The organism is Pseudothermotoga hypogea DSM 11164 = NBRC 106472 (assembly GCF_000816145.1).
GTDB classification, from domain to species: Bacteria; Thermotogota; Thermotogae; order Thermotogales; family DSM-5069; genus Pseudothermotoga_A; species Pseudothermotoga_A hypogea.
Map to the genome: position 1 here is coordinate 277489 of NZ_CP007141.1, position 21206 is coordinate 298694.

At 49.9% G+C, this 21206-nt stretch carries 23 protein-coding genes and 1 tRNA gene; 12 read left to right on the forward strand and 12 right to left on the reverse strand.

Annotated features, from left to right (window positions below; all coding sequences use genetic code 11):
- Window positions 1–11: 11 nt before the first annotated feature.
- Window positions 12–497, reverse strand: a complete 486-nt coding sequence (locus tag AJ81_RS10990) for a TIGR00366 family protein (protein ID WP_248691107.1) — start codon at window positions 495–497, stop codon at window positions 12–14.
- On the reverse strand, window positions 442–1341 hold the full coding sequence (locus tag AJ81_RS01540) for a TIGR00366 family protein (protein WP_248691108.1): 900 nt from the start codon (window positions 1339–1341) through the stop codon (window positions 442–444). The genes AJ81_RS10990 and AJ81_RS01540 overlap by 56 nt, the downstream gene beginning before the upstream one ends.
- 127 nt (window positions 1342–1468) lie before the next feature.
- Here AJ81_RS01540 and AJ81_RS01545 point away from each other — a divergent pair, with 127 nt between their 5' ends.
- The 4 genes from AJ81_RS01545 to AJ81_RS01560 are packed head-to-tail and all read left to right on the forward strand — an operon-like array spanning window position 1469 to window position 3712.
- The gene (locus AJ81_RS01545; protein WP_031503443.1) at window positions 1469–1870 is read left to right on the forward strand and encodes a GntR family transcriptional regulator; all 402 of its coding nucleotides are present in this window, start codon (window positions 1469–1471) and stop codon (window positions 1868–1870) included.
- Window positions 1833–2618, forward strand: coding sequence for an ABC transporter ATP-binding protein (locus AJ81_RS01550; RefSeq protein ID WP_031503444.1), 786 nt, complete (start codon window positions 1833–1835; stop codon window positions 2616–2618). The genes AJ81_RS01545 and AJ81_RS01550 overlap by 38 nt, the downstream gene beginning before the upstream one ends.
- A complete protein-coding gene (locus tag AJ81_RS01555; RefSeq protein ID WP_031503445.1) occupies window positions 2615–3379 on the forward strand; it encodes an ABC transporter permease in 765 nt (254 codons plus the stop codon). The genes AJ81_RS01550 and AJ81_RS01555 overlap by 4 nt, the downstream gene beginning before the upstream one ends.
- Before the next feature lie 12 nt (window positions 3380–3391).
- Complete coding sequence (locus AJ81_RS01560) at window positions 3392–3712, forward strand: YbjQ family protein (protein WP_031503446.1); 321 nt, start codon at window positions 3392–3394, stop codon at window positions 3710–3712.
- On the opposite strand, the gene lysA is transcribed toward AJ81_RS01560, so the two are convergent.
- From lysA to ggt, 7 genes are all read right to left on the reverse strand, one after another.
- A complete protein-coding gene (gene lysA, locus AJ81_RS01565) occupies window positions 3693–4850 on the reverse strand; it encodes a diaminopimelate decarboxylase (RefSeq protein ID WP_031503448.1) in 1158 nt (385 codons plus the stop codon). The two genes, AJ81_RS01560 and lysA, sit on opposite strands and share 20 nt — an antisense overlap.
- 20 nt (window positions 4851–4870) lie before the next feature.
- Window positions 4871–5617 carry an ATP-binding cassette domain-containing protein gene (locus AJ81_RS01570; protein ID WP_031503451.1) on the reverse strand — a complete coding sequence of 249 codons (747 nt, stop codon included), beginning with the start codon at window positions 5615–5617 and terminating at the stop codon, window positions 4871–4873.
- Window positions 5614–6576: an ABC transporter permease gene (locus AJ81_RS01575; RefSeq protein WP_031503453.1), complete on the reverse strand. Its 963-nt coding sequence runs from the start codon at window positions 6574–6576 to the stop codon at window positions 5614–5616. Before AJ81_RS01575 ends, AJ81_RS01570 begins: the two co-directional genes overlap by 4 nt.
- Entirely contained in the window at window positions 6573–7553 is a 981-nt protein-coding gene (locus AJ81_RS01580) for an ABC transporter substrate-binding protein (protein ID WP_031503455.1), read from the reverse strand. The genes AJ81_RS01575 and AJ81_RS01580 overlap by 4 nt, the downstream gene beginning before the upstream one ends.
- A 318-nt stretch (window positions 7554–7871) precedes the next feature.
- Window positions 7872–8477 carry a GNAT family N-acetyltransferase gene (locus tag AJ81_RS01585; protein WP_031503457.1) on the reverse strand — a complete coding sequence of 202 codons (606 nt, stop codon included), beginning with the start codon at window positions 8475–8477 and terminating at the stop codon, window positions 7872–7874.
- 24 nt (window positions 8478–8501) lie between these two features.
- Window positions 8502–8589, reverse strand: a tRNA-Leu gene (locus tag AJ81_RS01590).
- A gap of 49 nt (window positions 8590–8638) precedes the next feature.
- Complete coding sequence (gene ggt / locus AJ81_RS01595; protein ID WP_064462310.1) at window positions 8639–10192, reverse strand: gamma-glutamyltransferase; 1554 nt, start codon at window positions 10190–10192, stop codon at window positions 8639–8641.
- 93 nt (window positions 10193–10285) lie between these two features.
- Here ggt and AJ81_RS01600 point away from each other — a divergent pair, with 93 nt between their 5' ends.
- Window positions 10286–11581 carry an alpha/beta hydrolase family protein gene (locus AJ81_RS01600; protein ID WP_051368827.1) on the forward strand — a complete coding sequence of 432 codons (1296 nt, stop codon included), beginning with the start codon at window positions 10286–10288 and terminating at the stop codon, window positions 11579–11581.
- A 132-nt stretch (window positions 11582–11713) separates the two neighbouring features.
- Here AJ81_RS01600 and fliE read toward each other — a convergent pair whose 3' ends face one another.
- Genes fliE through flgB form a run of 3 tightly spaced genes read right to left on the reverse strand, consistent with a single transcriptional unit; the run spans window position 11714 to window position 12799 of the window.
- Window positions 11714–12007 (reverse strand): flagellar hook-basal body complex protein FliE, encoded by a 294-nt coding sequence (fliE, locus tag AJ81_RS01605; RefSeq protein ID WP_031503460.1) that lies wholly within the window; start codon window positions 12005–12007, stop codon window positions 11714–11716.
- 5 nt (window positions 12008–12012) lie between these two features.
- A complete protein-coding gene (flgC, locus tag AJ81_RS01610; RefSeq protein WP_031503461.1) occupies window positions 12013–12420 on the reverse strand; it encodes a flagellar basal body rod protein FlgC in 408 nt (135 codons plus the stop codon).
- Window position 12421: 1 nt separating this feature from the next.
- Window positions 12422–12799 (reverse strand): flagellar basal body rod protein FlgB, encoded by a 378-nt coding sequence (gene flgB, locus AJ81_RS01615; RefSeq protein ID WP_031503462.1) that lies wholly within the window; start codon window positions 12797–12799, stop codon window positions 12422–12424.
- 86 nt (window positions 12800–12885) lie between these two features.
- Between flgB and AJ81_RS01620 the strand changes: the two genes are divergently transcribed.
- The 7 genes from AJ81_RS01620 (at window position 12886) to AJ81_RS01650 (ending at window position 21203) form a co-directional block, all read left to right on the forward strand.
- A complete protein-coding gene (locus AJ81_RS01620) occupies window positions 12886–13899 on the forward strand; it encodes an L-threonylcarbamoyladenylate synthase (RefSeq protein WP_031503463.1) in 1014 nt (337 codons plus the stop codon).
- A gap of 81 nt (window positions 13900–13980) precedes the next feature.
- Window positions 13981–14550 carry a methionine synthase gene (locus AJ81_RS01625; protein ID WP_031503464.1) on the forward strand — a complete coding sequence of 190 codons (570 nt, stop codon included), beginning with the start codon at window positions 13981–13983 and terminating at the stop codon, window positions 14548–14550.
- Entirely contained in the window at window positions 14537–16861 is a 2325-nt protein-coding gene (locus AJ81_RS01630) for a homocysteine S-methyltransferase family protein (protein ID WP_031503467.1), read from the forward strand. Before AJ81_RS01625 ends, AJ81_RS01630 begins: the two co-directional genes overlap by 14 nt.
- A 2-nt stretch (window positions 16862–16863) precedes the next feature.
- Window positions 16864–18210, forward strand: coding sequence for an aspartate kinase (locus AJ81_RS01635; RefSeq protein ID WP_231845498.1), 1347 nt, complete (start codon window positions 16864–16866; stop codon window positions 18208–18210).
- A complete protein-coding gene (locus AJ81_RS01640) occupies window positions 18207–19529 on the forward strand; it encodes a homocysteine biosynthesis protein (protein ID WP_031503472.1) in 1323 nt (440 codons plus the stop codon). Before AJ81_RS01635 ends, AJ81_RS01640 begins: the two co-directional genes overlap by 4 nt.
- Window positions 19526–20269 carry a UPF0280 family protein gene (locus AJ81_RS01645; RefSeq protein ID WP_038059649.1) on the forward strand — a complete coding sequence of 248 codons (744 nt, stop codon included), beginning with the start codon at window positions 19526–19528 and terminating at the stop codon, window positions 20267–20269. Before AJ81_RS01640 ends, AJ81_RS01645 begins: the two co-directional genes overlap by 4 nt.
- Window positions 20253–21203 carry a methylenetetrahydrofolate reductase gene (locus AJ81_RS01650; RefSeq protein WP_031503477.1) on the forward strand — a complete coding sequence of 317 codons (951 nt, stop codon included), beginning with the start codon at window positions 20253–20255 and terminating at the stop codon, window positions 21201–21203. The genes AJ81_RS01645 and AJ81_RS01650 overlap by 17 nt, the downstream gene beginning before the upstream one ends.
- Window positions 21204–21206 lie beyond the last annotated feature (3 nt).

Sequence of the window (21206 nt, forward strand, 5' to 3'; positions counted from 1 at the left end):
TCACCTCCAGATCAAAGAATGAGGAGCAGGATGCTTGTGACGATACCGCTCCAAATCAGTGCCATTACGCAGTAACCCATTATGTCCCTTATTTCCAACTTTGCAACCGAGAGCAGCGGAAGAGCCCAGAAAGGTTGAATCATGTTCGTCCATGCATCACCCCAAGCGACGCCCATGACCACCTTCGGTACGGACGCGCCTATTTTCATCGCCGCATCGACCATGATTGGACCCTGAACAGACCACTGACCTCCACCGGATGGTACGAACAGGTTGATGAGACCCGCGCTCCAGTAGCTGTAAAGAGGAAGCGTTTTTGCCGTGGAGAACGACGCAAACCAGTTCGCAATCGTTGCGGCCAGACCCGATTTGACCATCATACCCATAATACCCGCGTAAAACGGGAACTGGATCACAATGCCCCACACAGTTTTACCGGCTTCAATGGCCGCATCGATGAAGTTCCTCGGTGTCCCATGTAGCAGGATACCCAACATGAGGAAGATGAAGTTGAGTATGTTGAGATCCAGAGAACCTTTTTTTGACGAAGAAATAGTAGAAGACGTATATCAAGCCGATGATGGCGATTATCAAAGACAAAACCATGCTGTTTTCCATTCTCTCGGCGGGCGTCATCTGTGATGGATCTTTCTTTGGTTTTTCCTTCTTCTCAGCAAACACTGATGGATCAACTTCTATGACCTGCTCTTTCTTCGGATGCATTGCGGCCATGATGAACGGCAGAGTGACCAACAACACCAGCACCGGAACGTAACCGATAGGTGAAAAGATCGTTTGGGAGACGGGTATCAAGCCAATCTTGGATTCCAGAAAGTGACCTTTCGTGTTCACCAACAACGGTGCGGATGCTGAAAAACCAGCGTGCCAAACGAGAAAACCAGAGTAAGCAGAGGCAACCAGCAACGGATAGTGTAAGCCTTTGCCTTTCATGTTCTTGGCGATTTCTATGGCCAGCAGGGAAGTGAATATGAGTCCAAAGCCCCAGTTCAGATAACTCGTGACGATCATCACAACACACGCGAGTGCGACAGCTTTGAACGGTGTGTTCGCAGCCTTGGCGATCGTCTTCAAAACAGCAGCCATCGGCTTTGTTTGGGCAAGAATGTGTCCTGTCATGAGCACGAGACACATCTGCATTGCGAACGCCAGCAAGCTCCAGAACCCATCGCCCATGTACACGATCATGTCGATGGGGCTCTTCTTCTGGATGACTATTCCGAGGATGAAGGTGATGAGAGTGAGGATCATCGCGAAGATCAGAGCATCTGGCAGGTACTTTTTAGCAAACTTTGAAAAAGCATCACCGAGAACCCTTAGCACACCGATCCCTCCTATGTGAGATTTTTCTCATGGGTTAAAGTAACATTTTTCAGAGTATGAAATCAAGTAGACAGACGTTGCATTGACAACGAGACTGTCATAGTGTAATATTACAGTGGTGAGAAGTGTGTGGTTCAAGATAGACTTCACGTCCCACGTTCCTGTGTACAAACAAATAAAGGAAAAACTTAAACTGCTGATACTCACAGGTGAGTTGAAACCAGGTGATTTCGTTCCATCCATAAGAACGCTCGCCGACGACTTGAAGGTGAACGTCAACACCGTTGCGAGGGCGTACAGAGAGCTCGCCATGGAAGGTGTGCTGGAACCTGTGCGTGGAGAAGGTTACCTTGTCAGACAGTTGAACGGAGAAGGGTTCATACGCTCCAACATCGAGAACTTCATTGACGCCGTTGAGAGGTGTAAGGAAGTTGGGATAGGAATTGAACGTTTGATGTCGCTACTGAAAGAGATCTATGGGAGGCGGGACGATGGTTCTGAGCGTGAAGAACTTGGTGAAGAGCTATAGGAACAAACGCGCTGTCGAAGGTGTTTCTTTCGACGTCGAAAAGGGTCAGATCTTCGCTTTGCTCGGTCCAAACGGCGCGGGCAAGACAACGACCATGAAATGTGTCCTCGGACTCAGGAAAGCAGATTCCGGTGAGATAACGATCAACGGTTCGTACTCGTATTTGCCCGAGCAAAAAGAGCTTTATCGATATCTAACTGTGGAAAAGATGGTTCGCACCAACAACAGGATCAATCGGAGGTTCGATGCAAAGAAGGCTCTCGACCTGCTCGAAGAGTTTCAGATACCTTTGAAGGAGAAGATCGCGAACCTCTCACATGGCATGAACACGCTCGCTTACCTTTCTCTGGTACTTGCGGAAGACGTCGATCTTTACCTCATGGATGAACCCACCTGGGGACTCGATCCACTGATGCGAAACAGGGTGCTCGAGCTCGTCAGAACGATGCCACAAAGTGGAAAGAGCGTTCTTTACACGAGCCACATTTTATCCGAAGTTGAGAAGATCGCAGACATTGTAGCAATCATGGTGAAGGGCAGAATCGTGGAAATGGACAACCTGGACAACCTGAAAGAGAAGTACGTCGCGTGCGTCGTACCAAAAGGCGAGAAATTGAACGGCTACCTCTACAGATCCACAAAGGAGGAAGACGTGTACATTGTAAAAAGGAGTGAAGCAAACGGGAAGATTCAGCCCGCGGATTTTGACATGATCTTCGAAGCTTTAGTGAAAGGAGTGAAAATATGATACACAAGGAACTTGCCGATATGAAACTCAGATCCATAGTGATATTCTTCCTCGGTGCAGGCCTCTTTTTCTTTGTCGCACCGTTTCATAGACTGACACTTGAAATGCTGAACGAATACACACAGCTGGAGAACATGCCAAAGTTGCTCGAAAGATTTGTTCCCAAGAATTTCGTTGAGAGACTCTCCGACTGGAGCTTTTACATCTATACGCAGTGGTTCGGAAAGAATCTGGGCCAGTTTGTTCCCATTCTCGCAATCATTATAGCCTTTCCGCTTTTTGCAAGAGAGACAGAGAACGGAACCATGGAGTTCTTGCTGGCTCGGAGCAGTAGAAAAAAAGTGTTTTGGTCGAAATCATGCATCGCAATAGCTGTCCTGACCGTTGAGATGCTCGTGTTTTCTTTACTCCCAGGCATTTACTCTTTGCTCGCCTCCAAAGATCTCAAGTACGAATTACTCGGTGCTTACACGATCCACACGCTCGTCGGCGCACTGTTTTGGTTCACACTCACAATGTTGTTTTCCGTGATGTACGACGATCAGGTCAAGCCCATCCTTACTGCGGTGGGAATCCTCGCAAGCAGCACCGTGATAGGAATTTTTAAACCCCTCAGGTTCATGAACACCTATTCCTACATACTGGGAAGCAAGATCATCTCCACAGGAAAAATGGATGTCATCTACACGGTCAGCCTGCTGACAGTGATTGCTGTCATCTTGCTGTCGAGTTATGCCATATTTTTGAAGAAGGAATTCTGAGGAGGTGTCAGCATGATTCTAACAACAACGGAGAAGCTCGAGGGTTACGAAGTTGTAGAAACGCTTGGACTGGTGATGGGCAACGTGGTTTATTCGAAGCACCTTGGCAAAGACATCGCTGCAGCCTTCAAGACATTGGCTGGAGGTGAGATCAAGTCCTACACGGAGTTACTCACCGAGGCAAGGAACATAGCTCTGCAGAGAATGATAGCCGAAGCTGAAAAACTCAATGCCGATGCGGTGATTGGCCTTAGATTTGGAGGTTCCTCGATCATGCAATCGGCCGCCGAGGTACTCGCCTACGGTACGGCCGTCAAGCTGAGGAAACTCTGAAACCTGTTTCCTTGCTGTACAGGATCTCGGGTGCTCTTCTCAGCAAGTTGTAGTGTGAGGACATCACGTAGCCGTACGCACCGACGTCTCTTATGATTAGAAGTTCTCCCTCTTGTGGTTCGGGGAGTTCAAGATTTTTCGCAAAAGTATCGGCACTCTCGCACACCGGGCCGACCACGTCCGCAACGATGGTGGGCCTATCTTTTTGCTCGTAGAGCGGTTCTATCCTGTGTTTTGCACCGTAAAGTGCTGGCCTGATCAAATGCGACATGCCCGCGTCGATCACGATGAAGTTTTTGTTCTTCGTCTTCTTCACGTACTCAACCTTCGAAATCAGATAACCCGCTGGACCTACGATCCATCTTCCGAGCTCGAGAACAATTCTGCAGTTGAAGTCCTCAAGTATTGGAAATACGTTTCTTCGATACTCTTCCAGATCGAGCTGTTTTCCATCTCCATAGTCTATGCCCCATCCGCCACCGAGGTTGACGAGCTCGAGCTGAAGATTCAACTTCGAGGCGAAGTCCCTCATGGACTCGAAGGCCTGCCGATAAGGATCAACCTCGACGATCTGAGAGCCTATGTGACAGTGCAAGCCCACGAGTCGAACGAACCTGCTTCTGGAGATGATCTGAATCATTCTTTCCGCAGTGTCGTAATCCACCCCAAACTTGTTCTCTTTCAAACCCGTTGCGATGTGGTGGTGCGTCTTTGGATCGACATCTGGATTGACCCTTATCGCAACCCTCACGGGTCTGTCCGCGATGGATTCAAGTCTCAGCAGTTCTTCAAGACTGTCGAGGTTGATGCAATAGACAGAATCTTCAACGTACTTTTTCAGTTCTCCTACACTCTTGCAGTTCCCGTTCACGACGATCCTCTCGGGAGTAAAACCAGCCTTCCTTACGCGCTCGTACTCACCGAAAGAGACTACATCCACCATAGTACCGAGCTCGTTGAGCATGGAGAGGATTTCAAAGTTGAAGTTGGCCTTCACTGCGTAGGCGAGGTGAAAGTCGAACTGGTTGAAAAAGTCGTAGACCTTCCTGACTCTGTCACGAATGAAGTCCAGATCGTAGAAATAAAAAGGCGTGCCGAATACTTCGGCTGCAGAAAGGAGAATGGAAGAATCGATCATTCACCAACCACTCCTCATCGTCAGGTTGTCGCTGTTAGTTTGGATTTTATCATCGACTTGAGCTGGCTCGCTTGGACTTTTTGTTTCGATTTGTCGATACGTGCGATGATCTTCCCATCCTCCATGACGATCACGGTGTCACCGTACTGTTCGGCGATGTTCATATCGTGCGTGATCATGAGGATCGTGGTACCGAGTGTCTTGTTTATCCTGTCGGTGAGTTCCATGATCTTCTCGGTGCTCTTGGGATCCAGCGAAGCTGTGTGCTCGTCGAGCAGGAGCAGCTTGGGGTTTGAAGAGACGGCCATCACCATGGCGAGAGCCTGTTTTTGACCCCCAGAAAGCTTGGAGGCCTTTTTCTTTAAATTCTCCTCCAGTCCAAGTTCACAGGACCTGAGCAGTTCGATCGCCCTCGGATCCACACGACCGAAGCTCAAACCCCTGAAGCCTTTCTTTCTGGCGAGCATGAGGTTCTCTTCGATACTCAAATTCGGAAAGATTCCCAAATTTGGATCCTGACAGACTATGCTGCCACACTTAAAAATCTTCTCTTCTCTGAGTACTTGCCCCATGATGCGGCAGACTCCGAAGGTCGGTTTGACCTCTCCAACCACCACTTTCATGAGCGTGCTCTTACCCGCACCGTTCGCGCCAACGATCACCACGAACTGGCCTTCTTCCACCAAAAGATCGACGTTCTTCAGTGCGACCTTCTCATCGAGAGTGCCTCTGTTGTAGATCACGGTGACACGCTCGAGCTGTATCATACGGTCACCTCGCTCTTCTTGAGTCTTCTCGCAGCTATGACACTGACGACGAACATCGCGGTGAGCAACTTCATGTCGCTTGGTTTGAAGCCGATCCGATAACCGTACTTCATCGCGAGTGTCAACAGGATTTGATATACCACTGCACCCACGATGGGAAAGAACAATCCGTATGCAACTTCTCTGGAACCGAAGATGATCTCTCCCAGGATCACCGAAGCCAAACACACCACGACCATGCCGGTGCCCATGTTCACATCCGCAAATCCGCTGTACATACTGAACAAAGCCCCCGACAAACCCACAAGAAAGTTCGCAACGGTCAGACCCATGAGTGCGAAGAGGTTAGGATTCACACCGAGCACCTTGACGGCAAACCTGTTGCGGCCGTAACCTCTCAGCATCGTGCCGAGTTCGGTGCGCAAAAAGAGCCAGAACAGGAAACTGATGAACAGAAGCAAGGAAGCGATGAGAATCAGATCATGGCCATCAGCCTTGTTGTTGAACGGTACTGTCACCGCCTTCATACCCTGACTCTCATACTGCAGATTTCCAATCCCTCCGAGTATGTCGTCCAGGGGAGTTTTTCCAACGACCTGTTCATAAGAAAGGATCTTTTCGGTACTGAAACGGGGGATCGGTAGATTCGGAGCGTTCATGACCCTTATCGCGACCGAGTAAAGACCCGTCATCACCATGATGGAAGCCAGGAGCGTATGGATTCTGAAACGCGTGCTGATCAAAGCGGTGATGAACCCAGCTGCGCCGGCGGCGAGCGCAGCCAGGAGTGTTGCACTTACCCACCCATGACCGGAGCGGAGAAGAACCACCGCGACGGCCCCTCCAACGATGTAGGAACCGTCGGGCGTCAGATCAGGAAGATCAACGAGTCGAAACGATATGTAAACACCCATGGCGGCCAGGGCGAGCAGTAATCCCTGTTCGAGGATCGCTATCATCTTTTCACCTCTTGACCGTTTTGAACGATGATGTCCGCCCTGTCAATGAGTTCCTGTGGAATACTCACGTTCAACTCTTTCGCCAGATCGAGGTTGATGAAAAGCATCAGCGATTCGGGTCCGAGCAAGTGTGACTCGAGCTCGCTGGGTTTTTTGCCTTTCAAGATCTCGACAACCAACTTCCCCGTCTCGACTCCCACTTGGAAGTAGTTGAAACCAAAGCCTATCAATCCTCCTTGACGGGCGATGTCGATGTCGGCAGCCACGATTGGTTTCTTCAATCTGAGAGCTGCCGCTCCTATGGCCTGCATCGAAGAAGCCGCGGTGTTATCGGTTCCTATGTAGATCACATCGACATCCGGTCCTACGCTGTTCACCGCCGCGACCATTTCGCTCGCGTTGGTACCCGTCATGTCCAAGATGGTGAGTGCGAGCGATGGAGCAGCGGCTTTCGCCATGTTGGTGAGCGTAACGGAGTTCGCCTCTCCCGGATTGTAGAGCACCCCTACCTTCTTTGCGTTTGGAAAGACCGCCTTGATGAGTTTCAGATGGGTCGAGACCGGCACCATGTCAGAGATACCAACAACGTTCGACTCGTTTTTCCCCAACTGCTTGATCAAGCCTGCTCCCACCGGATCTGTCACCGCGGAGAAGATCACGGGCCTGTCGGTGATCACTTGAACGCAAGCCTGGGCGCTCGGAGTCGCGATAGCAACAACGATGTCGACTCTCTCACTTGCGAACTTTCGTGCGATCGCCGCAGCGTTCTGCACGCTACCTTGGGCGTTCTGTCTGTCGATGACCACGTCAGTGCCGACTTTGAACCCTGCATCCTCGATTGCCTTGATGATACCGTCGAAAACTGCGTTGAGTGCCGGATGGTCTACGATCTGCGTGATACCGATCTTCACGGTTCCGAAGCTCAGAACTGACACGATCAGCAAAGCTACCACGGCGGCTAAAGATTTGCTCAACATACCCACACCTCCACGCTTTGGATTGTTTAAAAAAAGAGGGCATCCTTTTTTGGATGCCCTCTTCCTTTCTGTTAAGATTCCCCTCTATGTACCAAGTGGTTTGGGGGGAATCCCGGAAGAGGGCTTTCCCCTAAACCACCAATAAGCGTATGCAAATTCACCAAACCTGAGATCTTTTTTTACGTCCATAGTAACCCCCGCTCGCACTGTTTTGATCTTTGCCAAAAGTATATCACTCATCCCCGGACGTGTCAAGCGGGAAAATTGCTCTTTGCGATCGAAGAAGACTGAAGATGCGTTTTTTGGACCGCAAAAAGGTCAGACCAAAGGTTTGATCATTCTGCAGAAGTTCAGGCTATGATCTTTCGAGAGTTTCGTCTGGAATTTTTCTACCACTTCAAACCCAAGTTTTCTGTATAAACTCAGAGCGATAGTATTGCTCTCCTCGACCTCGAGAACCAGTCTTCTCGATCCAATTTTTTTGGCATCTTCTTCCGCCTTTTCCATCAAAAGTCTGCCGATACCAATTCCTCTGAACCTGGGATACACCGCAAGATTGCTTATGTAGTAATCACTTTCGGCAAGTTTACAAAGCTCTGCGTTTAATCGGAGCAAAACACGGAAAATTCGAAGCATCTTGAAACCCAGCACTCTGAAAAACAAATGGCCCGTTCTGAGATACTCCTTTCGGTGTGTTTCCCAACTGTAGGAAAGTATCATGCCAGCGATCTGTCCATCAATTTCGGCAAAACAGACATGCTGAAAAGAAAACAGATTTCTTGGTGAGACAAAAAGATTTTTCAAAACTCTCTTCGTATCATCCTTGAACAGCTCAACAAAAAATGGTGCCGAAATCAAGAAGAGTTCACTGAAGTCGGGCCCATCTTCTGGTTGAGCCTGTCGGAGAGAGAACGATGGATCCATCTTCACGCCCCCTTGAAACAAAAATGGTGCCGGGGATCGGATTCGAACCGACACGGGGCCTCGCCCCAGCGGATTTTAAGTCCGCAGCGTCTGCCTGTTCCGCCACCCCGGCACCATAAACAGTCTACAACGTTATGGTGATGTCAGTCAAGTGTAGAACCTTAGGGCACGCCTATGACCGTGCCTTCCCTCCTCGGATCCGCACCACCATAGATCTTTCCAGTCTCCAGATCGATCACTATACTCTGAACACTTCCCATGATTCTCGGTGCATCCGCGATCTTGTGCCCGCGAAGCTCCAGTTCTTTTTTCACGTGTTCGGGTAGACCCGCCTCCCACTGAACGGTTGGATAGCTCGAACTGAAGATACGAGGTGCGTTTATGGCTTCTTGTACACTCATACCATGATCGATCATGTTCATGATCACCTGCATGACGGTGGTTATGATCCTTGCCCCGCCGGGCGAACCGACACTGAAGACAGGTTTGCCATCTTTGAACACGATCGTGGGCGTCATGCTGCTCCTTGGACGCTTGCCGGGCTGTACCTCGTTGGCACCACCCGGAACAAAGTCGAAGTCCGTCATTTCGTTGTTCAACATGAACCCGTAGCCTGGAACCATGATCCCAGAACCGAACACGTCCTCGATGGTCGTCGTGCAAGCGACCAAGTTGCCCCATTTGTCTATCACAGTGTAGTGGGTTGTCTGAGATGTCTCGTTTTCGTTGACCATCGCGAAAACGTTCTTCAACTGGGACGCAGGACAGGTCGGGCTTCCCTCATAGAACCAAGGATCGCCCGCCTTGATGTTGGGATTGGCCTTCTGCCAATCTATCAGAGCGCGTCTCTCTTCGATGTACTTCTCGTCGAAATAACCTTTGAAGGGTATCTTCACAAAATCGGAGTCTCCGAGGTACTTTCCCCTGTCTGCGTAGGCTAATCTCATGGTTTCGATCATCAAATGCAGAGTCTGGGTCGTGTTGTGGCCAAGCGCCTTGATGTCGAATCCTTCAAGTATTTTCAGCATCTGAATGAGCGTGAGGCCGCCAGAGCTCGGAGGTGGCATGGAGACAATTTCGTAGCCTCTGTAAGTCCCACGGATCGGTTCTCGGAACTTGACTTCGTAGTTTTTCAAATCTTCCAGAGTCATAGTACCTCCTCTGGCTTGGACAACTTCGACTATCGCTTGAGCTATCTCACCGGTGTAGAAGACATCCACTCCGCGTTCTTTGATCAACCTGAAGGTCTTTGCCAGGTCCGGCTGGACCAAGAGTGCCCCTTCTGGCAGAGGTTGACCGTTGGGTGCAAAAACTTGCTTGGCCGCGTCGTTGAATTTGTACATGCTATCAACAATGGACTGAGCAAGAACTTTGTTCACCATGATTCCCTTCTCAGCAAGCTCGATTGCTGGTTCAATGACTTGCGCGAGGCTCATCGTGCCAAAGTTCTCCAGTGCAGTCGCCACACCCTTCAAAGTGCCAGGTATGCCGACGGCATGCCCAGTCTGAATAGCTGTTCTGAACGGCAGCGGTTTTCCTTCGGCATCGAGGAACATCGTTGGTTTTGCACCAGCCGGTGCTTGTTCACGATAATCGAGTACGACGATCTTGTTCTCCTTGGCAAGGTAAATCATCATGAAGCCTCCGCCACCGATGCCGGACATCATCGGTTCAACGACGTTCAGTGCGAACTGGATCGCCACCGCCGTTCTCATCGAAAGTACCCCCCTTGCTGTGTATTGTACCATGTGTTGTGGTAAGATCATGATGAAATACGTTCAGATCCTCACTACAGGGGGGTGGTGCAAGTGAAAAGGAGATTTCTTTGGGTGTTACTCTTTGTTCTTGGCACGTTTGTGGTTGCTCAGAGTTCCGGTAACGTTCACGGTACGACCTCTTATGATCCTTTCGCCTACACTCAGCACCCACTGGGAACGGTATGGGGTGATCCCTTACCGGACGCACCAGCACTCGCAGCGAGGGGGAAGTTCATGGTAGGTGTGCGAACGCTTCAGCTGTTCAATCCCAACCAAATCGACGTGATCAACACTCTCACCAGCGATTCGACGATCGTCTATGACAGACCACTCATCGTTGAAGTGTGGTACCCCGCGATCCTTGAACCTGGACAAGTTCAGTTGACGATCTACACAGATTTCCTTGGTCGGTCCGATAAGCCTGGCTCGTTGAGACCGTACACGTTCTTGGGACGGGCGACGCGAGACGCGCGTCCAAACACCACGGATGGTCCCTATCCACTCGTGGTGGTCTCGCACGGCTATCCAGGTTCACGCTATCTACTCGCGTATCTCTGTGAGAACCTCGCTTCCAAGGGATACGTTGTGGCTTCGATCGATCACACCGATTCGACTTACAGGGACGTTGCAAGTTTTGTCAGCACGGTCGTCAATAGATCTCTGGACCAGAGGTTCGTGGCTCGTGAGATACTCAAAATGCCTATCTGGAAGGATCTCTGCGATCCCAACGCTGTGGGTATCATCGGTTACTCGATGGGAGCTTTCGGGGCGTTGAGAACCCTTGGTGCGGGTCTTGAGGAAAACGATATCGTCAAGAGATACTTTGGAAGGTTCACCCCAATGATTGTTGCGAAACCCTCGGATGAACCTGATCCTCTCTTCAAAGCTGCGGTACTGTTCGCCCCCTGGGGAGGTGCTGTCGGGACGAGTCCCACCGGTGTATGGAACAAGGAGTCACTCGCGAAGATAAACGTTCCAACCTTGTGGATCGCAGGTTCTCAAGACGATGTAGCGGGTTACAGAGGTATCGTGAATCTCTTCGAATCCGCCGTTAATTCGAAACGCTATTTGCTCACCTACCTAAACGCCCTGCACAACGTGGCACCACATCCTGCACCACCGATCGCAAAGGAATTCGACGATTATTATCGCTTCGCCGATCCAGTTTGGGACATCTGGAGAATAAACAACATCAACCAACATTTTGTCACTGCATTTTTCGACTATTACCTCAAGCGAGACGAGAATGCCAAAACTTATCTCGAGGTGACACCCACGAGCTGGCCGGGGTTCAAACCAAGAACGACGGTTGGATTGGAGTTTCTAACTGTCGATCCTCGAGAATGATGGGTTCTTAAAGTCTGTAAAATCAAGAGCCGCTGAAACGAGAACAACAGCAGCCCTTACGTTGTGCCACTTTTGGACTGCAAAGGATCGATGTTTGTGTCCAAAGAAGTTTTCTTCAAAGGAACAAAACTATCACAACTGCATGCGCATGATCTCTCTGTAAGCTTCGACGATCCTGTTTCGAACTTCTGTGGTGAGTCTCAGCGCGATCGTGGCCTTCTCCGCCTCGATGATGACTTCATGGATGTTGCTTATCTTACCCAACGCAAAATCTGAAGCCATCTGCTCGGCGTTCTTCTGAACCTGGTTGACTTTGTCGAAGGCCTCTTTCAGTATTTCAGCAAAATCAGGAGCTTTCTTCAACGTCTTATCCTGTTGCAGCCTTTGAACGTTGGATGGACCGACCCCGCTGATCCCATCTATCATTCAAATCAACCCCTTCCGATCTGCAACGCACTGTTTATCATCGATTTGGTAACGTTGAAAGCCGAAACGTTCGCCTCATAAGATCTCTGAGCGTTGATGAGATCCACCATCTCTCTGAGCACGTTCACATTGGGATAACTCACATAGCCGTTCTCATCGGCGTCCGGGTGCGACGGATCATAAACAAGCCTGAAAGGTGAAGGATCTTCTTCTATTCGCACGACCTTCACCGCCGAAGTACGATTCTTGTCTAAAAGGTGCTCGGCGAAGATCGGAACCCTTCTTCTGTAAGGTCCTCCACGCTCCGTTCTCGTGGTCTCAGAATTCGCTATGTTGCTCGCAATAACGTCGAGCCTTAGACGTTGAGCCGTCATGCCCGAAGCGCTGACGCTGAATATCGTGAACTCGCTCATATTATACACCTCTCAAAACGGTGTTGTAGTATTCGATGTTCTTGGACATGAGTCTGGCGAGCACCTCGTATCTCAAGCCATTGGCGACCATCTGTGTGACCTCGTAGTCTACGTCGACACCGTTCTGATCGTTCCTGTAAAAAGCTTGCTTGTCCAATTCGATCCTTGCTCGCGGTAGAGATTGGCTCGAGGGTATGTGTCTCTCGTGCGTTGTGGCAAGTCTGATCCTCGAGGCTTCCTTGAGCAGTTCTTCGAATACAACGTACTTTCTTTTGTAGCCTGGCGTTTCAGCGTTCGCTATGTTCTGAGCGTGAACGCTCTGTCTGAGCATCGAAACATCCATCGCAACCTTCAGAGTTTGAAAGTTCGTGTTGAACATGCTCCGCCTCCCGATGAACTTTTCTACACGAATGTGCGTCAGTCCTAAGGTAGAATCGACTTGATAAACTGAGAGGGGTGTTCGAGTTGAGCATGATACTGAAGGTCGATCCGATCAATCCGGCTGCAGAGGTGATGAAACGAGCAGCCGAGGTGATAAAGAAAGGAGGAACTGTCGCATTTCCTACCGAGACAGTCTACGGTCTTGGTGCGAACTGTTTCGACAAATCAGCGGTTTTGCGCATATTCGAAATCAAGAGAAGACCGCCGGACAATCCCTTGATCGTGCACGTGTCCAGTTTGGCCCAGCTGGATCTACTCATCGACGACAACGTTGAAAGAGCCGAAGCGATCATCGAAAAATTCTGGCCCGGACCGGTGACGCTCATATTCAAGAAGAAGGCTGAGGTTCCGAAAGAAGTCACCGGAGGTTTGGAAACGGTGGCGGTCAGGATGCCGAGCCATCCCGTGGCGAAGATGCTCATAGACTTGAGCAACGTACCCATCGCCGCACCGAGTGCGAATCTTTCGGGTAGGCCAAGTCCGACGAACGCTCAGCACGTCATAGAAGACCTTTACGGAATGGTAGACGTGATCATCGATGCGGGAGAAACTCCTTTGGGATTAGAATCTACGGTGATAGACCTTTCCAGAGACAGACCAACCCTGCTCAGGCCTGGACCCGCAACGGTTGAGGAAATACTACGGGTAGTTCCCGATCTGTACGTACCGGACTTTTTATTCGGGAAAGGTCAGGTCGAAAGACCTCTGTCACCGGGCATGATGTACAGGCACTACGCACCGAACAAACCGATCATTCTTGTCTTAGACGAGAACAAGTTGGACATCGTGCTGATGAAATATCCCGACGCACCCATAGTGTGTCCCGAAGAGATGGTGCAGAATTTCTACGGCAGAAGGATCATCAACATGGGGAAGCTTTCAAAACCTTACACGATCGCGCAGAACCTCTTCAGGGTTCTCAGGTCCCTCGACACGTTAGTTGCTGACGTTGCCATTGTGGTGGGTTTACCAGAAAGGGGCATACTCTTTTCTGTGATGAACAGGTTGAGGAAGGCTGCGAGTCAGGTGATCGAATAGAACCTTCAAATTATGTTCGTACGCAGTTCACAAACATTTTTGACCGGACATTGTATCATCGTGATCAAAGGAGGATGAGAATTGGTCGAACTCTACGTTCCTAAGATCGAAGAGTACATGCCAGACAAGGTGGTATTCCTCGCGCGAATGAGGGCGCGCTACAAAAACATCGTTGGCGAGACGGATTTGCTCGTACGTTTCAACGAACTCTTCCTCCAAGGGCTGAAGATCTCAAGACCGATCGTTCACCATCGCGTTTGCCTCATCGAAGAACTCCCCAGCGCTTTGATACCCGACTCCTTCAGCGGTGTGAAGCAAGTCAGCCTCTTTCTCTCTACCCTGGGAAAAGACATAGACGAACTGATAAATTCACTCCTCGAAGAGGGTAAAACTCACGATGCAACCGTGCTCGACGCGTGGGCTTCAGAAGCGCTCGAGGCACTGAACGAAGCTTTCGATAGAAGGTTGAGAGAAAGATTCGGCGATGGAACGATGCGCTTCTCTCCAGGTTATGGCAACGTTGATGTGCGTTGGAACAAGTACATCGTGGAACTTCTGAACGTTGAAGGTATCGAAGTGCTGAGCAGTGGGATCATGCTTCCTCGAAAAACAACGACGTGCATGATAGGGTGGTACGATGAGAAGAGATGAATTTCTGAAGCTTCTCGAAAAACGGGTGCTCTTTCTCGACGGAGCATACGGAACAGAATTGTTCAAGAGGGGCTTTCGGGGAAAGTTGGTCGAGGTTTTGAATCTGGAAAACCCCGAGATGGTCAGAGAACTTCAGTGTGACTACACGGGTGCGGGAGCGGACATACTGCTGACGAACACGTTCAGTGCAAACAGAATGAAGCTGACTCAGTATGGACTTGCCGAGTTCATTGAACAAATCAACGCGAAGGCTGTGGAGATAGCAAAGTCCGCGTGCAAGACTGACCAACTCGTCTTCGGTGATATGTCTTCCACTGGAACATTCGTCAAACCCCTTGGGGAGATAGATTTCGATGAAGTTTACACAATTTTCAAAGAACAAGCGCAAATTTTGATCGATTCTGGTGTGAACGGAATCATAATCGAGACGATGAGTGACTTGAAAGAACTCAAGGCGGCTGTGCTTGCGGTGCGTGACGTTTCACGAGACATTCCACTGATCGTTTCGATGACCTTCGAAGAAGACGGTAAATCGGTGACGGGAACGTCTGTGGAAATCTTTGCCACAGTCATGAACGATCTCGATGTGGATGTGGTTGGTATCAACTGCACGTTGGAACCAAAACAGATGCTTTCAGTCTTTTCGAAGCTTGCGAAGTACAGCAAAAAACCTCTCTGCGTGGAACCGAACGCGGGAAAACCCATGCTTGTCGGCAACAGGCTTGTTTACAGAACCAGTCCTGAGGAGTTCGCCATTTACATGAGAGATTTCGTCGAGTTAGGCGCAAATATCGTCGGCGGTTGTTGCGGAACGGGCCCAGAGCACATAAAGCTGATGAGAAACTACATAGGAGAGAGAACTCCCGTACAGAGAGCCGTGACAAAAGAGCAGTTCATCGCTTCGAGAACTGTTTTGAAGCCAACCGAACCATTTCTGATCATTGGAGAACGCATCAACGCCACGGGAAAGAAAAAGCTTCAGGAAGAGATAAGGCAGATGAACTTTTCACATTTGGTCAAGCTCGCGCAGGAGCAGGAACAAGAAGGCTGTGCTGCCATAGACGTGAATTTGGGCCTTGAGAAAGTACTCAGCGAAGAGCATTTCCGAGGTGTGATCAACGAACTGGACAGATATGCGAGCTTACCGCTCTCGATAGATGTTCAAACACTCAATTTTCTCGAAATCTGCTTCAGAGAGTACGTAGGCAGAGCTGTTCTGAATTCGGCAACATGCGACGAGAAACACTTGCTTCCACGAATCGAGTTGATAAAGCGCTATGGTGGTATGCTGATCGTGCTGTGCATGGAGAAAGACATACCGGAACACAGTGAGGAGAGAGTGAAACTCGCAAAGAAGGCTGTGGAGATTTTGAAGGCGGAAGGAATCGAGCTGGAAAGGGTCTTCTTCGATCCGCTCGTTCTCCCAATCGGCGCCAAGAAGGACCATCGCGTCACGGTGGAAACTGTCAGGAAGCTCAAAGAGCTGGGGTTGAAGACTTCCATAGGCCTTTCAAACCTGAGTTTCGGCTTACCAGAGCGAGAAAGCGTCAACGCGGCTTTTCTTTCACTCTGCGTGGATGCGGGTTTGAGTGCGGCCATCCTGAACAGCAAAGAGCAGACGACCATGAACGTGTTAAGAGGTGCGCTCACGCTGAAAGGTGAGCAGTTGGTGCAAATCGACCAGATCGAAGAGGAACCCTTGGTACAGTACATACTCAAGGGACAGCGCGAGCAAGTAATGAACCTGGTTCAAGAAATGTTGAAATATCGTGAACCGCTCGATGTGAGCCAGAACGTGCTGGCAAAAGCAATGGAGCGTGTTGGGCAACTCTACGCCACGGGCAAGATCTATTTACCACATCTGTTACTCGCTGCCGAGACGGTACAACCAGTGTTCGATCATCTGAACAGCTTGATTGCAACCGGTAAGAACAGGCTTGGAAAGGTGCTCCTGGCAACTGTTCAGGATGACATACACGACATAGGAAAGAAGATCGTCGCGACAGTCCTGAGGAGTGGGGGTTTCGAAGTCGTGGATCTTGGAAAGAACGTGCCGGCCGAAAGAGTTCTGGAAGCCGTGAAAGAGCTCAAACCCAACATAGTCGGCCTTTCGGCGATGATGACTACAACGGTGGGGTACGTGAAAGAAACGGCAGACCTGTTGAAAAAGAACGGTGTAGAAGTTTTCGTGATCGCTGGTGGGGCTTCGATGAACCAGCAGCTGGCACAGCAGTTCGGAGTTTATTACGCAAGAGATGCGCTCGAGGCACTCAAATTGTGTAAAGAGTTGCTCGGAGGTGAGAAAGCTTGAGCGTGTTCGTTGTCAAGTTCGGTGGTTCGAACTTGAAGAACAAAGAAGACCTTTTGAAGATCTTAGAAGTCGTGAGGATGTACAAGATGTACAACAAGAGTTTGATCATCGTGATCTCCGCCGCTTACAATGTAACGAACCAGTTAATAGACGCCGTTGCTAAGATTGATCGACTGAACGTCGACGAATTCTTGACGTCTCTTTACGAACGTTATCGTTCTTTTCTTGGCAGAGATGATGAACAACTGAAAGAAAGGGTTTTCGAAATCAAGAACGTGCTTCTCGGTGCGAAACTCTTAGGAGAAGTTCCCGTGCAAGTCCAGGACCGTATCGTGAGTCACGGAGAACGATGTTCCTCGCTGATGCTAACCAAGTTTCTGCAAGATCATGGATTTAACTGTGAAGAAGCTCTTCCAGAGCTGTTTGGGCTCGTGACGGACGGAAGATTTGGCAATGCAACTGTCGAATTGGAGACAAGCCGCAAGAACGCGATTTCGTTCTTCGAGCGGGGAAAAAACTACGTGGTTCCGGGTTTTTATGGCCTTCATGAGGGAAGAGTCACGATACTGGGCCGTGGTGGTAGCGACTACACCGCAACCTGTCTTGCGTATTGTCTGGACGCAGAGCGTGTCGATCTGTACAAGGATGTTTCGGGTTTCATGACCTGTGATCCGAAACACGTGAACAACGTCAAACCCGTACGATCTCTCTCCTACGATGAAGCTGCGGAGCTTTCTTATTTCGGAGCGAAGATACTACACCACGCGACCGTTGAACCTCTCAGAAAGAAGGGCATACCACTTTACATATTCAACATAAACAACTTCAAAAGCATCGATGAGCCTGACACGATAATAACAGCGAACGGTTCGATGACAAAAGACGTGGTGAAAAGTATCTCCTTCACCGACGACATCGCCGTCATACAGTTCAAAGGTTCTAACGTGGGTCGTGTGCCCGGCCTGCTCGGACAGATAGCCTCCACCTTCGGTGCAGAGAACGTGAACATAAAATCAGTGATCACGGCTCAGACGAGTATAAACGTGCTCATCTCTCGTCAGGATCTGGAAAAATCTCAAAAAATCGTTTCAAGAATCAAGATTGCTGAAGTCGAACAGATCGATTTCAAGACCAACATCTCGCTGATCGCGGCCGTTGGGAACGGTATCCTTCAGAGACACGGCATTGCGGCGAGGATTTTCACGGCCGTTTCAAAGGAAAAGATCAACGTGCTGATGATCTCCGCTGGCGCTTCAGAGGTAACAGTCTACTTCATCGTAAACCTTGAGGACCGAGACAGGGCCTTGAGGGCCATCCACGAAGAATTTTTTGGAGATGAAAGAGAATGAAGAGCGTTGAAGAGATCAACAAGAGAATCCTGAGTGGCGAAGCGGTGGTGCTCACCGCGGAAGAGGTCGTGAAGCTCGCAAAGGAAGAGGGCGTCAAGAGAGTGGCTGAAAAGGTCGATGTGGTGACGACAGCCACCTTTGCTCCGATGTGTTCAAGCGGTGCGTTTGTGAACTTCGGTCACACGAGGCCCCCGATGAGGATGGAGAAGATAGAGATCGAAGGCGTGGAGGTCTACGGTGGCTTAGCAGCGGTGGATGGTTACATCGGCGCGACACAGGAGTCGAAGCACGACAAGAGTTTCGGAGGCGCGCACATCATAGAACTTTTGATCAAAGGGAAAAATTTGAGGTTCAAGGCCGAAGGAAAGGGGACAGATTGTTATCCCAGAAAGCAGTTCGAAGGTTTCATAAACAGAGACATGGTGAACGACTTCTTCATGTTCAACCCGAGGAATGCTTACCAGAATTATGCGGCGGCGACGAACAGTTCTGACAGAACTATCTACACTTACATGGGCAAGCTGCTCCCACGTTTTGGCAACGTGACCTATTCCACATCTGGAGAGCTCAGTCCTTTGCTGAAGGATCCAAAGATGTTCACGATCGGTCTCGGAACGAAGATATTCCTCTGTGGCACGGAAGGTTACATCGTCTGGCCCGGTACACAGTTTAGAAACGATGTAAAGTTGAACGAGCACGGTATACCCATTTCTGCCGCAAGAACGCTGGCAGTCATTGGTGATGCGAAAAAGATGAATCCGCGATATTTGAGAGCCGCTTACTTCAAAAACTACGGAGTGACGATCTTCATCGGGATAGGTGTGCCCATTCCTGTGCTGAACGAAGAGATCGCTTATTATGTGAGCAGATCGAACGAAGAAATAACAACGGAGCTCAGAGATTACGGTAAAGCCGGAAGACCTGTCATCAGATTGACGAATTATGCGGAGCTGAGGTCCGGCTGGATTGAGATAGAGGGCAAGAAGGTGAAGACCTCTCCGATCTCGAGTCTTGCGATGGCGAGAGAGATTGCGCAGCTTCTGAAAAAATGGATCGCCGAAGCTCGATTCACGCTTACCGTTCCTGCGAAGTTGTTCGATGAGCATCGCAGCCTGAAAGGGCTCGAGGAAGTGAAAGAAGCCGAAAAATTCGACATGGAAGAACCAACGTGTGTGAACTGCGGCATGTGTGTGAGTGTGTGTCCGTACGATGCGCTGAAGTTGGTGAACGACGAACTCTCTTTCGAAAAAGAGCTGTGCACAGAGTGTGGTCTGTGTAACGATGTGTGCCCTGTCGGGGTGAAATTGCCACCACTATGAAAAAGTTTTACAGGGAATGTTCTGAAGGCAGGTTTCAATCCTTCACTGTTCAGTACAGAGAGACAGACCTTTGGATTGGTGTGGACAGGTTCGATTCCACCATGCCAGACATGGTGCTCGAACTGGTTGAGAAACTCCACTGTGAACTGTACGAACTGGCGAAGGTTGCGCCGCAGTTCTTCTCATCGCTGGAGCCCGTGCAGCTGTTCGAAGGACCGAAGATCGCTTTGAAAATGGCACAGGCCGCAAATCGTGCCAACGTTGGCCCTACAGCGGCGGTGGCAGGAGCCATCGCCGATGAGGTTGGCCAGCTTCTGTTGAAAGAGTTCAAGTGTAACGAAGTTGTGGTGGAGAATGGGGGAGATATCTTCATCAACTGTGAGAGACCGATAACTTCGCTCATCTACGCTGGAAACTCTCCACTTTCCAACAAGATCGCGTTGAAGTTGCCATCGGGAACTTGGGGTGTGTGCACTTCCTCGGCAAAGTTGGGGCACTCTTTGAGCTTCGGCAACGCTGACGCCGTTACTGTGGTCTGCAGGAACGCAACGATCGCCGACGCATTCGCCACAGCTTACTGTAACATGGTCAAGAACAAGAACGACGTCGAAGATTTGCTCAGGACCGCGATCAACGAAGACGTGCTGGGTGTAGTGGTGATCTTTGAAGATATGCTCGGTGTGAGAGGACAGTTCGAGATCGTCCTGTTGGATGGTGATGGCGATGAAACTCATCGATAAGTTGAAGGAAGGACCGATTTTGTCGATAGAGGTACTACCACCAAGCAGGGGCCATGGTGTCGAGGAAATCTTCAGAACGATCGATCAGCTGATGGAGTTTCCGATAAGTTTCATCAACGTGACCAGACACGCACCAGAGCTGGCCTACGTTGAATCTGATGGCCAGATCGTCAAGGTTACGAAGGTGAAACGACCAGGCACGGTGGGTTTGGCTGCCGCACTCATGCACCGCTACAGAATAGATGTTGTGCCGCACGTGATCTGTTACGGGATGGACAAGTACCAGATTGAGGATTTACTGATAGACTTGCATTTGATCGGCATAAGGAACGTGTTCGTGGTGAGGGGGGAGTACGAAAATCCTTTGAGCGAGCAACAGGATAGAAGCTCTTACAGGCACGCCGTTGAACTGGTTCAGCACATCGCAAACCTGAACAGGGGTGTTTACCTTTATCCCACCGAGGGAAGCGAGCCAACGGATTTCTGCATCGGCGTTGCGGGTTATCCGGAAAAACACTTCGAGGCACCCAACATGGAAGAGGATTTGATGAACCTGAAAAGAAAAATTGACGCCGGAGCTCACTACGTTGTGACGCAGATGGTGTTCGATGTGGAGATCTACAAAAGATTTGTCCAGATGGCCAGAAGTTTTGGCATCCATGTTCCCATCATTCCGGGCGTGAAACCTGTAGTGAATTTGAAGAGCATTTATTCGATTCCCAAAAAGTTTTTCGTGACCATACCGGCAAGCTTCGTATCGCAGATGCATCAGGCCAGCAGCAGTGAAGAAGAGTTCAGAATCGGTGTGAGGTTCGCCGCAAAACTCGCGGAAGATCTGCTCGCAGCAGGTGCTCCAGGGATTCACGTCTTCACCATGGGTAGGGCTAAGGCGACCAAAGCAATGTTGCAACTTTTGTATTCAAAACAAGTGTGAGGG

Coding starts and splice junctions, on each gene's coding strand:
- AJ81_RS10990 (WP_248691107.1), bottom strand. CDS start 497: ATGTTGGGTATCCTGCTACATGGGACACCGAGGAACTTCATCGATGCG.
- AJ81_RS01550 (WP_031503444.1), top strand. CDS start 1,833: ATGGTTCTGAGCGTGAAGAACTTGGTGAAGAGCTATAGGAACAAACGC.
- AJ81_RS01555 (WP_031503445.1), top strand. CDS start 2,615: ATGATACACAAGGAACTTGCCGATATGAAACTCAGATCCATAGTGATA.
- AJ81_RS01560 (WP_031503446.1), top strand. CDS start 3,392: ATGATTCTAACAACAACGGAGAAGCTCGAGGGTTACGAAGTTGTAGAA.
- lysA (WP_031503448.1), bottom strand. CDS start 4,850: ATGATCGATTCTTCCATTCTCCTTTCTGCAGCCGAAGTATTCGGCACG.
- AJ81_RS01570 (WP_031503451.1), bottom strand. CDS start 5,617: ATGATACAGCTCGAGCGTGTCACCGTGATCTACAACAGAGGCACTCTC.
- AJ81_RS01575 (WP_031503453.1), bottom strand. CDS start 6,576: ATGATAGCGATCCTCGAACAGGGATTACTGCTCGCCCTGGCCGCCATG.
- AJ81_RS01580 (WP_031503455.1), bottom strand. CDS start 7,553: ATGTTGAGCAAATCTTTAGCCGCCGTGGTAGCTTTGCTGATCGTGTCA.
- AJ81_RS01585 (WP_031503457.1), bottom strand. CDS start 8,477: ATGGATCCATCGTTCTCTCTCCGACAGGCTCAACCAGAAGATGGGCCC.
- ggt (WP_064462310.1), bottom strand. CDS start 10,192: ATGAGAACGGCGGTGGCGATCCAGTTCGCACTGAACGTCGTTGAACCG.
- fliE (WP_031503460.1), bottom strand. CDS start 12,007: ATGATAGATGGGATCAGCGGGGTCGGTCCATCCAACGTTCAAAGGCTG.
- flgC (WP_031503461.1), bottom strand. CDS start 12,420: ATGAGCGAGTTCACGATATTCAGCGTCAGCGCTTCGGGCATGACGGCT.
- flgB (WP_031503462.1), bottom strand. CDS start 12,799: ATGTTCAACACGAACTTTCAAACTCTGAAGGTTGCGATGGATGTTTCG.
- AJ81_RS01630 (WP_031503467.1), top strand. CDS start 14,537: ATGAGAAGAGATGAATTTCTGAAGCTTCTCGAAAAACGGGTGCTCTTT.
- AJ81_RS01640 (WP_031503472.1), top strand. CDS start 18,207: ATGAAGAGCGTTGAAGAGATCAACAAGAGAATCCTGAGTGGCGAAGCG.
- AJ81_RS01645 (WP_038059649.1), top strand. CDS start 19,526: ATGAAAAAGTTTTACAGGGAATGTTCTGAAGGCAGGTTTCAATCCTTC.
- AJ81_RS01650 (WP_031503477.1), top strand. CDS start 20,253: ATGAAACTCATCGATAAGTTGAAGGAAGGACCGATTTTGTCGATAGAG.